Source organism: Flavobacterium columnare NBRC 100251 = ATCC 23463, from assembly GCF_002530675.1.
Taxonomy (GTDB): domain Bacteria; phylum Bacteroidota; class Bacteroidia; order Flavobacteriales; family Flavobacteriaceae; genus Flavobacterium; species Flavobacterium columnare.
Map to the genome: position 1 here is coordinate 21408 of NZ_PCMX01000046.1, position 13177 is coordinate 34584.

General features: G+C 31.4%; 11 protein-coding genes. 5 read left to right on the forward strand and 6 right to left on the reverse strand.

Going from position 1 to position 13177, the window contains the following annotated elements; genetic code table 11:
• Positions 1-96: 96 nt before the first annotated feature.
• The 6 genes from sufD to B0A78_RS07170 form a co-directional block, all read right to left on the reverse strand.
• A complete protein-coding gene (gene sufD, locus B0A78_RS07145) occupies positions 97-1413 on the reverse strand; it encodes a Fe-S cluster assembly protein SufD (protein ID WP_097609517.1) in 1317 nt (438 codons plus the stop codon).
• A 38-nt stretch (positions 1414-1451) separates the two neighbouring features.
• A complete protein-coding gene (locus B0A78_RS07150; RefSeq protein WP_097609518.1) occupies positions 1452-1844 on the reverse strand; it encodes a four helix bundle protein in 393 nt (130 codons plus the stop codon).
• 31 nt (positions 1845-1875) lie between these two features.
• Positions 1876-2625, reverse strand: coding sequence for a Fe-S cluster assembly ATPase SufC (sufC, locus tag B0A78_RS07155; protein ID WP_097609519.1), 750 nt, complete (start codon positions 2623-2625; stop codon positions 1876-1878).
• 12 nt (positions 2626-2637) lie between these two features.
• Positions 2638-3129 (reverse strand): flavodoxin family protein, encoded by a 492-nt coding sequence (locus B0A78_RS07160; protein WP_014166657.1) that lies wholly within the window; start codon positions 3127-3129, stop codon positions 2638-2640.
• Positions 3129-4577 (reverse strand): Fe-S cluster assembly protein SufB, encoded by a 1449-nt coding sequence (sufB, locus tag B0A78_RS07165; RefSeq protein WP_097609520.1) that lies wholly within the window; start codon positions 4575-4577, stop codon positions 3129-3131. The genes B0A78_RS07160 and sufB overlap by 1 nt, the downstream gene beginning before the upstream one ends.
• A 344-nt stretch (positions 4578-4921) precedes the next feature.
• On the reverse strand, positions 4922-5251 hold the full coding sequence (locus B0A78_RS07170; RefSeq protein ID WP_014166659.1) for a HesB/IscA family protein: 330 nt from the start codon (positions 5249-5251) through the stop codon (positions 4922-4924).
• Positions 5252-5414: 163 nt separating this feature from the next.
• Between B0A78_RS07170 and B0A78_RS07175 the strand changes: the two genes are divergently transcribed.
• From B0A78_RS07175 to B0A78_RS07195, 5 genes are all read left to right on the forward strand, one after another.
• Complete coding sequence (locus B0A78_RS07175; RefSeq protein WP_014166660.1) at positions 5415-6374, forward strand: YjgN family protein; 960 nt, start codon at positions 5415-5417, stop codon at positions 6372-6374.
• Positions 6374-7453, forward strand: a complete 1080-nt coding sequence (locus tag B0A78_RS07180; protein WP_097609521.1) for a M48 family metallopeptidase — start codon at positions 6374-6376, stop codon at positions 7451-7453. The genes B0A78_RS07175 and B0A78_RS07180 overlap by 1 nt, the downstream gene beginning before the upstream one ends.
• A 386-nt stretch (positions 7454-7839) precedes the next feature.
• Complete coding sequence (locus tag B0A78_RS07185) at positions 7840-8700, forward strand: MBL fold metallo-hydrolase (protein ID WP_097609522.1); 861 nt, start codon at positions 7840-7842, stop codon at positions 8698-8700.
• A gap of 60 nt (positions 8701-8760) precedes the next feature.
• Positions 8761-10371, forward strand: a complete 1611-nt coding sequence (locus B0A78_RS07190; protein ID WP_014166663.1) for a S8 family peptidase — start codon at positions 8761-8763, stop codon at positions 10369-10371.
• Positions 10372-10432: 61 nt separating this feature from the next.
• Positions 10433-12295: a M1 family metallopeptidase gene (locus tag B0A78_RS07195; RefSeq protein WP_014166664.1), complete on the forward strand. Its 1863-nt coding sequence runs from the start codon at positions 10433-10435 to the stop codon at positions 12293-12295.
• Positions 12296-13177: the final 882 nt, after the last annotated feature.

A 13177-nucleotide genomic window follows, 5' to 3' on the forward strand; every position in this document is an offset into this window, starting at 1 on the left:
GAATAGCTAAAACGGGGTTTTTATATTTTAGAGCAGTATTTTGTAAGAATTGAGCCAATACTTTTCCATTAGATTTTATAAAAATGAACAAGTGTTTTATAGATCAAATCCCATATTTACACCTAATTTAGAGGCAATTATTTTACCAATTTTTTCTTTTAATTCAGGTATTTTTATGCTTGAAGTTACTTCGCTGGTAAAAGCGTACATTAACAATGCTTTGGCTTCTTTTTTAGGGATACCACGTTGTTGCATATAAAATAAGGCACTTTCGTCGAGCTGACCAATGGTGCACCCGTGTGAACATTTTACGTCATCAGCAAAGATTTCTAATTGTGGTTTTGCATTTATAGATGCTTTTTCACTTAATAAAACGTTGTTGTTTTGTTGGAAAGCATCTGTTTTTTGTGCTTCTTTTTCAACGTAAATTTTGCCATTAAAAACACCCGTTGCATGATCATCTAAGATACATTTGTAGTTTTGATGGCTTTCACAATTTGGTTGTGCATGCTGAACTGATGTGTAATGATCTACGTGTTGTTTGTCTCCAATAATTGTAATTCCTTTCAGGGTAGAATCAATACGTTCTCCTTGGTGATAGAAATTTAAATTGTTACGAGTAATATTTCCTCCAAAAGAGAATGTATGTACAGAAACTCGGCTTTCTTGTTTTTGAGCAATATAGGTATTATCAATTAAATTAGCGGATTGTAAATCATTTTGAATTTTATAGTAATCCACAATGGCACGTTTTTGAGCAAAAACTTCTGTTACTGAATTAGTAAATACAGGGTTTTTGTTTAAACTCTGATGACGCTCGATAATTTGCACGTGTGCATTTTCACCTACAATAACTAGATTACGGGGTTGTATCATTAGAGCATTTTCAACGCCCGTTGAGAAATAAATAATTTCAATAGGTTTTTCAACTACTTTGCTTTTAGGGATGTTTATATAGGCTCCTTCATAAGCAAAAGCGGTGTTTAAACTAGTTAATGTTTCTTCCTTACTTGCTATCTGATTAAAGTAAGTGTCAATAACCATTTTATATTTAGGTTTTGTTAATGCGGAGGACATTAAGCAAACATCTAATCCATCATGTGTGGTTGAGGATAAGAAAGTACTAAAAACACCGTCGATAAACACTACTTTATAAGTGTCTACATTGTTGATAAAGTATTTTTTTACATCCTTAATTTCAACTGCATTTTCTTTTTTAGGAAAAATGCTAAAATCGTTTTTTAATACTGTATTCAGCGATGTGTATTTCCAAGCTTCCTCTTTTTTTGTTGGAAAACCTTTAGCTTCAAAATTTTTCAATGCGGAAGTACGAAGGTCGTGTAACTCAGTGGTTACATCTACCTTTTCTTCAAACGCCATAAAAGAGGAAAGTAATTTTTCTTTTAAATCCATACTTCTTTTGTTTCAAGTTTCAAGTTTCAAATTCCAAGTTATTGGAAGTTGGTTCCTTTGAAATCTTTCTTATTTAAATAAGCAATAAAATTTTTAATAATTCTATCGCTTAGATTTTCATATTTATTTTTTAATTCTACGAATTTATCTTCTGAAATATATTCATAGTCATAAAGTCTATATATTTGAGAACGGCACTTTCCAACTGAACCTTTTGCGATAGATAAGAATTGTCCGAATTCTATATTTCCATCTGTTTCAAAACCTTCTGCTATGTTATCCATCATCGAACCAGAAGAAGATTTAATTTGTTCTTTAAATCTGAAATTAGTTTTTAGTTCCGTTTCTTTTGAGATCAAATGAATTTCTTCGGCTAATAATTGTGCTTCTTGCCAGATTTCTAATTTTTCAAACTTACTTATTGTAGTCATATAATTTGAAACCTGAAACTTGAAACAAAATTTATGCTAGCTCATTTTTAATCCAATCGTATCCTTTTTCTTCTAATTCAAGGGCTAATTCTTTAGTGCCTGATTTTACGATTTTACCATCCATTAGTACGTGAACAAAATCAGGAATGATATAATCTAACAAACGTTGATAGTGTGTAATTACTAAAACCGCATTGTTTTCATTTTTTAATTTATTTACGCCATTAGCCACAATACGTAAAGCATCAATATCTAAACCAGAATCTGTTTCGTCAAGAATGGCAATTTTAGGTTCTAACATAGCCATTTGAAAAATTTCATTACGTTTTTTTTCACCACCAGAGAACCCTTCATTTAAGGAACGAGAAAGGAATTTTCTATCCATTTCTAATAATTCTGATTTTTCACGAATTTTTTTCAGCATTTCGTTAGCAGGCATTTCTTCTTCACCATTTGCTTTACGTTTTTCATTAATGGCTGTTTTAATGAAGTTGGTTACTGAAACCCCTGGGATTTCAATAGGGTATTGAAATGATAGGAAAACGCCTTTATGAGCTCTTTCTTCAGGAGCTATTTCAGAAATTTCTTCACCATCTAAAATAATTTCACCTTGAGAAACCTCATAGTTTTCATTTCCAGCAATGATAGAAGAAAGTGTTGACTTACCAGCACCATTAGGTCCCATAATTGCGTGAACTTCACCCGCTTTAATTTCAAGGTTGATACCTTTTAATATTTCTTTGTCTTCTATCGAAGCATGTAAGTTACTAATCTTAAGCATTTTGTTTATATTTTATAAAAAAGCTAATTCTACGTTGTTTAATTCCTTAGGATTATCGGCATTAATATGCTTATTTCCTATATATTGCATTCCTAAGTATTCGGCTGATTTTTGAAAGGGTATATAGAAATTATAGTCTAAATCTTTTTCAAAATCATGCGAATTAGAAATTACGGCCATTTTTTTTCCTCTTAATTTTCTGCCCCAATCTTTTTCAATTTGGATTAAATCAGAAAAGCGATCGAAAAAAACCTTCATGATACCGCTCATATTGTACCAATATATTGGTGTTGCAAATAGAAGGGTGTCATATTTTTGTATGATTTTCTTCATTAGCGGAAGAAAATCATCTGTTGTATTTTTGTTCTCGTAATCGTAATAAGTAAACTGGTAATCACTTAAATTAATAATAGCCATTTTATATTGCTTTGCAATAGCATCAGCAATTGTGGTGGTATTACCATTTTTACGAGATGAACCAACTATAATTACGGAATTGCTCATTATCCTACTGACCCTTCTAAAGAAATTTCTAATAATTTTTGCGCTTCTACCGCAAATTCCATTGGCAGCTTATTTAATACTTCTTTGCTAAAACTATTTACAATTAATGCAATTGCTTTTTCTGTAGGGATACCACGTTGATTACAGTAAAAAATTTGGTCTTCGCCAATTTTAGAAGTTGTGGCTTCGTGTTCGATTTTTGCGGTTGAATTTTTAGATTCAATGTAAGGGAACGTATGTGCGCCACAGTTGTTACCCATTAATAAAGAGTCACATTGAGAGAAGTTACGTGCATTTTCGGCACGAGAACTAATTTGTACTAATCCTCTATAGCTGTTTTGTGATTTTCCAGCAGATATACCTTTAGAAATGATTGTTGACTTGGTGTTTTTACCTAAGTGAATCATTTTCGTTCCAGTATCTGCCTGTTGAAAATTGTTGGTAACGGCAATAGAGTAAAATTCGCCTATTGAGTTATCTCCTTTTAGTATGCAAGACGGGTATTTCCAAGTTACAGCAGAACCTGTTTCAACTTGTGTCCAAGAAATTTTAGCATTCTTTTCGCATAAACCGCGTTTAGTTACGAAGTTATAGACACCGCCTTTTCCTTCTTTATTTCCTGGATACCAGTTTTGAACGGTTGAGTATTTAATTTCGGCATTGTCAAGAGCAATGAGTTCAACAACAGCTGCGTGCAATTGATTTTCATCACGACTAGGTGCTGTACAGCCTTCTAAATAAGAAACGTAGCTGCCTTGATCAGCAATAACTAAAGTTCTTTCAAACTGTCCCGTTCCTCCTTGGTTAATACGGAAATAGGTTGATAACTCCATAGGGCAACGAACGCCTTTTGGTATATAGCAAAAACTTCCATCAGAAAAAACAGCGGAATTTAAGGCTGCATAGAAATTATCTTTTTGAGGAACAACAGTTCCGATATATTTTCGAACCAGTTCAGGGTGTTCTTGAATAGCTTCTGATATAGAACAAAAAATAATACCTTTTTCGGCTAAGGTTTTTTTAAATGTAGTGGCTACAGATACTGAATCCATTACAATATCAACGGCAACCCCTGTTAGTTGTTTTTGCTCATCAATTGAGATTCCTAACTTTTTAAATGTTTCTAATAGTTCGGGATCTACTTCGTCTAAACTATTGTATTTGTCTTTTTTCTTAGGTGCGGAATAGTATGATACTGCTTGAAAATCAGGTTTTTCATAATGAACGTTAGCCCATTCTGGTTCTGTCATTTCATTCCAAATACGAAATGCTTCTAAACGCCATTCGGTCATCCATTCCGGTTCGTTTTTCTTTTTAGAAATAGCTCGAACAATACCTTCGTTTAAGCCCGCAGGAAACGTTTCTGACTCGATATCAGTGTAAAAACCGTATTCGTATTCTTTGTTTTCTAGTTCTATTTTTAAATCGTCTTCGGTATATTTACTCATTTTGTATATAATGTTTTTAAAGTTAAAAGTTATAAAGCTGAATCCAGATACTTTATTAATTCACTTGTTAACTTTGATATATCACTAATTTTAGCATTCATTTTCAAATTCTTCTATTGAAATATACTTCAAATCAAAAGCTAAATAGAGCGAGAATAAATTCTCCAACTGAAGCTTTTGTTATAAGAAGAAACGGTATCTAACAATCTTTAGTCGTTTCTTTTTTTGGATCTTTCCATCTTCTTTAGAAGTTATAGAAAGACTTATTCTTTATTAATGGGCTTCATTAAACCATAATCTTTTGAAAAAGGTTTCTTTTTGTTTGCAATGCTATATGTTTTAAATTAAAGAGAAAAACTCTCGCCACACCCACAGGTTCTTTGTGCATTGGGGTTGTTAAAAACAAAACCCTTACCATTAAGCCCTCCTGAATATTCAAGTACAGTGCCTATTAGATACAAATATGATTTTTTTTCAACAGCTATCTTAACGTTATTGTCTTCAAAAATTTTGTCGTTTTCGGTGGTTTCTTTGTCAAATTTAAGCTCATAAGATAAGCCCGAACAACCGCCACTTTTTACTCCTACACGCACGAAATCTTTTGAAGCATCAAAGCCGTCTTCTTTCATCATATCCATGATTTTCTTACTTGCTGATTCTGAAACTTTTATCATTTCTTATTTTGATTTTGTCTAAATTAATTGCAAAGGTACAACATAAAAATTCTTTTTCATAATCTCTAACATTTTTGTAATCAATTTTATAATAAAAAATAGTTATGATAGATTCTTGAATTCCTTTATATTGCGTTACAAAAACAAATTAACTATTTAAAGAATGGATCAAAAATTAAAGCAAGCTAAAAGCTACAGTATGGACTTTTGCGGGAAAGGCGAAACGTATTTTGGAATTTTAATTCTTAATTGGGTATTAAATGCTGTAACACTAGGCTTTTATCATCCTTGGGCAAAAGAAAAACGGTTGAAATATTTGTATAGTGAAACGACCTTAGACGGGAGTCCTTTTGAGTTTCATGGTACAGGAAAAGAAATGTTTAAAGGATATATAACAAGTATTGCGGTTTTTTTAGGTCTAGCGGTTTTTTTAGGTTTAATTTATCATGCAGGTTTTGAAAGTATTGCTTCCCTATTTTTAGTAGGTGTTATTTTAGTTATAGTGCCTTTTGCTATACACGGGTCTTATCGTTACAGAATGTCTAGAACTTCATGGAGAGGGATTCGTTTTGGGTATAGAGGAAACCGTAAGGAATTAATGATTAATTTCTTAAAATGGTTTGGGCTTACTGTAATAACATTTGGAATTTATGGTTCTTGGTTTACAATTAACTTAAGAAAATATACTCTTCAAAATATTCGTTTAGGAAATATAAAAATGGAGTATGAGGGAAATGGGGGCGATTATTTGATACTAAATATTAAAGGTTATTTTTTAACCTTGTTTACTCTTGGTATTTATGGTTTTTGGTGGCAAAAAGAAATTATTGAATATTATATAAATAACCTAAAAATGTACAAAGATGAAGACGAATTAAAAATTTCTACCAATATTACTGGGGGAGAACTTTTTAAGGTAGCCATTGTCAATTTGTTAATTATCATGTTTACTTTTGGTATAGGAGCAGCTTGGGTTGAAATGCGCATTATGAAGTTCCTATTGTCCTCTATTCAATTAGAAGGAACAATTGATCTTAGCACGATTAATCAAACAGAAGAGATTTATAAAGATGCTACAGGTGAGGATATGGAAGATATGTTAGATATGGATTTAGTAATATAATGACAATAACTAAGGCACAAGCTATATATTATGATGGGGTTTCTTCTAAACCCCATTTCGTTGAACTTTTTTTAGATATTAGAAAAAACTGCCTGTTTTTTGAAAATAAAGAAAAAGGTTGTTTAAATTGGTCTATTAACGAATTGGATCACACTTTTCAATCCAATCTAGTAGTATTGCATTATAAGTTAGATGTTTCGCAAAACATTCAAATAACGGATCAAAAATTCATACAAGAATTTAAACAATATTTGTCTGAAAACAAGCAACTTGATTGGAATCAAAAAATTAGAAATTTAAATTTAATTATAGTTATTTCTATAGCCATGATTTTATTTGTTTCTGTTATTTTTAGCTATTTTTATGTAGTTCCCTGGTTAGGAGAAAAAGCCGCCGTTTTATTACCTCAAAGTTTTGATGACAAGTTGGGAGTTTCAGCTTTTAATCAATTTATTTTAACTGAAAATAAAAAAGAAAAAGAGTCTCAATTATTGCAAGAATTTGCAGACCAACTAAAATTAAAAAATACTAAAAAATTACATTTTACGATAGTAGATTCGCCTATAGTAAATGCGTTTGCTCTTCCTGATGGAAATATAGTGGTTTATAAAGGAATATTAGATAAGATAAAAACGTATGAAGAATTAGTAGCCTTACTAGGTCATGAAACAGCTCATGTAAACCAAAGGCATGCAATAAAATTATTATGCAGAGATTTATCAGGGTATCTTTTTTTATCAGTAATGTTAGGAGATATAAATGGTATCATGTCTGTGGTAGGACAGCATGCAGATAGTTTGTATTCGCTCTCCTTTTCCAGAAACTTTGAAACACAGTCAGATGAGGAAGGTTTTAAACTAATGTTAGCTAATCAAATAGATCCCAAAGGCATGATAGATTTATTTACCACATTAGAAAAAGAAGAAAACTCTACAGCTTTATCAGTTCCTGAATTTTTGAGCTCACATCCTATAACTAAAGAACGAATTAATACGATACAGAAACTGATCGTAAAAAAAACATATCGTTTTAATAAAAATAAGAAACTTGAGCACCTTTTTAATGAATTAAAAAAATGAAAACTATTCTTATTCTAGAAATTTTATATTCTGGAATTATTGCTTAATGTGAAAACCAAATTATATGTTCGATTTTATGATAGAAATAAAAGCATAAAGAAAAAGTTAAAGATAAAAAAATATTAAAAAATACTCTGTGTAGATGATAAAATGATTCAAACATTCAAAATAATACAGTATGAATCATATAAAACGTGAATATAAAAGAAAACGAACTCCATTTAATATCTATTTTGTGTAAGTAAAGTTATAAGAGAAACCTCATACATCTTTTTAGTATATTTGACTTTCGTAATCATAAATTAAAGACATAAAAAAGATCTTCTCAAAGCCTATACTAAAACAATGGCTTTATGTATCAATATAAAAAATAAAGTTTGAACATTATGAAAATATATCCCATAGAATCAGGTAATTTTAAATTAGACGGAGGCGCTATGTTTGGAGTTGTACCCAAAGCTATTTGGAATAAAACCAATCCTGCAGACGCTAATAACTTAATAGATATAGCAGCTCGTTGTATGCTCATTGAAGAAGGAAACCGGTTAACTTTGATAGATACAGGAATGGGAAATAAACAATCCGAAAAATTTTTTGGTTATTACTCTTTATGGGGAGAGGATACTTTGGATAAATCATTAACTAAATATGGTTTTCATCGAGAGGATATAACAGATGTATTTATGACCCATTTGCATTTTGATCATTGTGGAGGATGTGTCAACTGGAATAAAGAAAAAACAGGCTATGAAGTAGCATTTAAAAAGGCAACCTATTGGACTAATGAAAACCATTGGGAATGGGCTACTAAGCCCAATCCAAGAGAGAAGGCCTCTTTTTTGAGTGAAAATATTTTACCCATGCAAGAAAGTGGGCATTTAAATTTTATAAAAAGACCTGATTCAGACTATGGAATTTCAGATGAGTTGAATTTTGGTATTTTATATGTTGATGGTCACACGGAAAAACAAATGATACCCCACATACAATATAAAGATAAAACAATCGTTTTTATGGCAGATTTGTTAGCTACAGCAGGACATATACCTCTGCCTTATGTAATGGGATATGATACTCGCCCGCTGTTAACACTATCCGAAAAAGAAAAATTTTTGAACGAAGCAGCCGAAAAAAACTTTTATTTATGGTTGGAGCATGATGCACATAATCCCATTATAACAGTTGAAAAAACAGAAAAAGGCGTTCGACTAAAAGAAACTTTTCAATTAGAGGATATATTAATCTAATGTTAAAACAACTTTTTGATATTAATATAAATAAGATATTTACAGCCTAAAATTATATTTATGAGAATTTTAAAAACGATAACTTTTACGGGTGCTATAGGAATGATGATTGCTAGTTGTAGTGCGCCAAAAGGAATTGTGAGCATTGATCCTAAAAAAATTGATCAAATGCCTTTAAAAATGACTCCCATTAAGGAAAAAGACTTACAACGTTGGAGTCATCTAGATCTTATTAAAGATACGATTCCAGGAATGGGAGTTGATAAAGCGTATGATCAATTATTAAAAGGGAAAAAAGCAAATAAGATCATTGTAGGTGTTATTGACTCTGGAATTGATATTGAACATGAAGATTTAAAACCAGCCATTTGGAAAAATTCCAAAGAAATTCCAGGAAATAAAAAAGATGATGATAATAATGGTTATATAGACGATATTCATGGATGGAACTTTTTAGGGGATGCAGATAACGAACAGTTAGAATTAACCCGCATCGTGAAAAAAGGGAATGATGGTTCCGTTCAATATGAAAATGCTTTAGCTCTTTTAACACAAAAAAAATCTGAGCTAGAACCTCAAAAAACTCAAATAGACGCAATTGTAAATGCAGATAAAAACATTGCGGAGTATTTAAAAAAGAAAAATTATACTCTTGCTGAGGTAAAAACAATCAAAACAACAGATCAAACATTGCTTCAATCTCAAAATATTATTGGGCAAGTATTGTCTAACATGGGAGGAGATAAAGCAAAATTTGATACTGAAATAGGAGAGTATAAAGATTATGTTTATGATCAATTAAATTATAATTTAAATACAGAATTTGATGGACGTAAACCAGTAGGCGATAATCCTTACGATATTACCCAAACAAAATATGGCAATAGCAATGTTATAGGGCCTAAGAAAGAAAGTGGTAAACACGGAACTCACGTAGCGGGAATTATAGCACAAACTAGAGGTAATGGAAAAGGAGGCGATGGTGTAGCATCAGAATACGTTCAAATTATGGCATTACGTGCCGTTCCTAATGGCGATGAATATGATAAAGACATTGCTTTAGCTATTCGTTATGCGGTAGATAATGGAGCCAAAGTAATCAATGGAAGTTTTGGAAAAGCTTTTTCTCCTAATAAAGAATGGGTTTATGACGCTATTAAATATGCAGCCTCCAAAGATGTACTTTTTGTTCACGCAGCAGGGAATGATGCAGAAAATATTGATGTAAAGCCTAATTACCCTAATGATGCAGAAGGAAGTAATCCCGAATTTGCAGATAACGTAATTACAGTAGGCGCTTTAAATTATGAGTACGGATCAAAAGTAATGGCTAATTTTTCTAACTACGGAAAGGTAAATGTAGATGTTTTTGCACCGGGGGTAAAAATATATGCAACCGTTCCTAATAATCAATATGAATATTTGCAAGGGACCTCTATGGCATCGCCCAATGTTGCTGGAGTAGCAGCCTTAATAAGAGCTTTTTACCCAGAATTAAAAGCTGTTCAAGTAAAACAAATTTTAATAGAATCAGGGATTTCTTTAACCAACACTTTTGCCCTAGCGGGCGAAAATGCTGAACCTACTACTTTAGATAAAATTTCTAAATCCGGTAAAATAGTAAATGCTTATAATGCCTTAAAAATGGCTGAAAAAATTACAAAAAAATAACTCTTAGTTTAAATTAGTATATTTGGAAGGGATTTAATCCCTTCTTTTTTATTTAATAGATATGAAAAAATACGTACTATTCTTTTTCCCTTTATTGGCTTTAGCGCAAAAAAATCCCAATCCCAGTTATTGGCAACAGCATGCAGATTATAAGATGGAAGTTTATATGGATGTGAAAAATTATCAATATAAAGGGAAACAAACATTGCTATATACTAATAATTCTCCAGACACCTTAAAGAGAGTATATATACATTTGTATAACAATGCTTTTCAGCCTAACAGTCCCATGGATGCGCGTTTAAAATCAATTAAAGATCCTGATGGACGCATGGTAAATAAAGTAAAAGTAGAGGGTAAAGAAGTAAAAGAAAGTAGAATTAGTGCTTTAAAACCTAATGAAATAGGATATTTATATGTAAATAATTTAAAGCAAGACGGTATAGCTGTTATAAGTAAACGTGTAAGTACCATTTTAGAGGTAAATTTGGCAAAACCTCTTATGCCTAAAACAAGCACTACCTTTACAATGGATTTTGATGGACAAGTACCTGTTCAAATTCGTAGAAGTGGTAGAAATAACAAAGAAGGAATAGAACTTTCTATGTCACAATGGTATCCTAAAATGGCTGAATATGACATAGATGGTTGGCAAGCAGACCCTTATATTGGTCGTGAATTTCACGGCGTATGGGGTAATTTCGATGTTAAAATTACCATAGATAAAGAATATGTCTTAGGAGGAAGCGGATATCTACAAAATGCAAATGAAGTTGGAAAAGGATATGAAGAAAATGGTTTTAAAGTAATATATCCTAAAAAAGCAAAAACCCTAACATGGCATTTTATAGCTCCTCAAGTTCATGATTTTACTTGGGCTGCAGATAAAGAATATCTTCATGATAAGTTAATACGTCCTGATGGTGTTACACTACACTTTTTATATCAAAATAAACCCGAAATTATTCAAAATTGGAAAAATTTACAACCTAAAACTTCTCAGTTAATGGATATATACAATAAAACAGTTGGCTCATATCCTTATAAACAATATTCTGTTATACAAGGTGGAGATGGAGGTATGGAATATGCAATGTGTACCTTAATTTTAGGAGAAGGAACCCAAGAAGGTCTAATTGGGGTTACCGCTCACGAAATGGCACATTCTTGGTTTCAACATATTTTAGCAACAAACGAAAGTAAATATAGTTGGATGGACGAGGGGTTTACCACTTGGTTAGAAAATTATGGGTTAAATGAAATAGCAGATAAAAAACTACAAAACCCTCATGAAGATTCCTATAAAGCATATTTTTCATTAGTTAAATCAGGAAAAGAACAACCACAAACTACTCACGCAGATCATTATGATGAAAATAGACCGTATAGCATTCAGGCTTATAGCAAAGGTAACTTGTTTTTAACCCAACTAGAATACCTTGTTGGAAAAGAAAATTTAATTAAAATTTTAAAACGCTATTATGCCGATTTTAAATTTACGCATCCAACCCCAACAGATATTATCCATACAGCTGAAAAAATAACAGGAGCCAATTTAGATTGGTACCTAACAGAATGGACTAAAACAACAAATACTATTGATTACGCAATAAAAGAAGTAGTTGAAGAAAAACAGGCAACAAAAGTTACCCTAGAACGTTTGGGGAGAACACCTATGCCGATTGAAATAACTGTTTCTTACGAAAATGGAACGCAAGAGCTCTATTATATACCTCAAACAGCCATGCGTTGGTCAAAACCCAATGAATCTAATTTAAAAAGAAATGATTTAGAAAGCTGGGATTGGGCTTATCCAACGTATGATTTTACCATACCATCTTTGAAACAAAACATAAAAGCAATAGTGATTGATGCTAAAGGAGAAATGGCCGATATAAAACGAGAAAACCAAATATATAGATAAACTTAGCATTTTTAATTTTTGGTTTTAAGAGGTTGCCCCAAAAAATAGAGTAAGGCTTAACCTCTTTTTTTATGGTTGAATCCAGATTATCTGTTGTATCGTTTAAACTTTGAATTTTCTTTTTAAAAATAGGACATCTATAAAAGCAACAAAAATTAGTGTTGGTTCTCAATGCGCTTCGCGCTCGAACGAACGATGATTCCAATTATATACTCAACCGTCTGTTCGAGTTGTTTTTAAAATAAAAAAAACGTATCGAGAACTTTACTTTTAAATCCAGTATATTTTAAGTTTAAATGGTATAACTACTTTGTTTAGATTAAAAAACATTTTTATCCGTAATAAATTTCTAATGAGTAATTAGGTGTTAATCCAAAATTCGCGTCAGACATAGTTGTGAAAGAAGAAATCTCAATAAAAATCAAGTGATCATGGAAGTTTTTAGAAGAAGTAATACAACACGACTTAAAATGTGTTATTTTGACTAAGAATTGATTGATACACTGTGTGGTTAAATGACTAAGATTTGGATAAGTTTCTGAATTTGAAAAGTAAAACAGACAGTCTTTGTCAGTTCACTTTGAATCTAATGGAAAATAAAATTCTCGTTAAGATACCTTTTTCGCGTAAATGACTTTTTTAATAAAAAAAAGGTAGAGAAATTCTCCACCCATTTTGCCCCAAATCTACCATAACTTAACCTACTTATTGTAATGGTAGTTCAAATCTAGTGTAGAGGGGTATGTTTTCCAAAAATAATCGTTAAAAGGGATAAATAATCGTTAAAAGAGAGGAATTATTAATTGGGTATCTAATTGATTACTAAAAGGATAATTGTTTTTTTAAGTAGGGATAGAAGTATTAAAAATAAAAAAGACAGAA

Excerpts from the sequence above, each read along its gene's own strand:
- B0A78_RS07150 (WP_097609518.1), bottom strand. The coding sequence starts at position 1,844 with ATGACTACAATAAGTAAGTTTGAAAAATTAGAAATCTGGCAAGAAGCA.
- B0A78_RS07170 (WP_014166659.1), bottom strand. The coding sequence starts at position 5,251 with ATGATAAAAGTTTCAGAATCAGCAAGTAAGAAAATCATGGATATGATG.
- B0A78_RS07190 (WP_014166663.1), top strand. The coding sequence starts at position 8,761 with ATGAGAATTTTAAAAACGATAACTTTTACGGGTGCTATAGGAATGATG.
- B0A78_RS07175 (WP_014166660.1), top strand. The coding sequence starts at position 5,415 with ATGGATCAAAAATTAAAGCAAGCTAAAAGCTACAGTATGGACTTTTGC.
- B0A78_RS07160 (WP_014166657.1), bottom strand. The coding sequence starts at position 3,129 with ATGAGCAATTCCGTAATTATAGTTGGTTCATCTCGTAAAAATGGTAAT.
- B0A78_RS07195 (WP_014166664.1), top strand. The coding sequence starts at position 10,433 with ATGAAAAAATACGTACTATTCTTTTTCCCTTTATTGGCTTTAGCGCAA.
- B0A78_RS07185 (WP_097609522.1), top strand. The coding sequence starts at position 7,840 with ATGAAAATATATCCCATAGAATCAGGTAATTTTAAATTAGACGGAGGC.
- B0A78_RS07180 (WP_097609521.1), top strand. The coding sequence starts at position 6,374 with ATGACAATAACTAAGGCACAAGCTATATATTATGATGGGGTTTCTTCT.
- sufC (WP_097609519.1), bottom strand. The coding sequence starts at position 2,625 with ATGCTTAAGATTAGTAACTTACATGCTTCGATAGAAGACAAAGAAATA.
- sufD (WP_097609517.1), bottom strand. The coding sequence starts at position 1,413 with ATGGATTTAAAAGAAAAATTACTTTCCTCTTTTATGGCGTTTGAAGAA.
- sufB (WP_097609520.1), bottom strand. The coding sequence starts at position 4,577 with ATGAGTAAATATACCGAAGACGATTTAAAAATAGAACTAGAAAACAAA.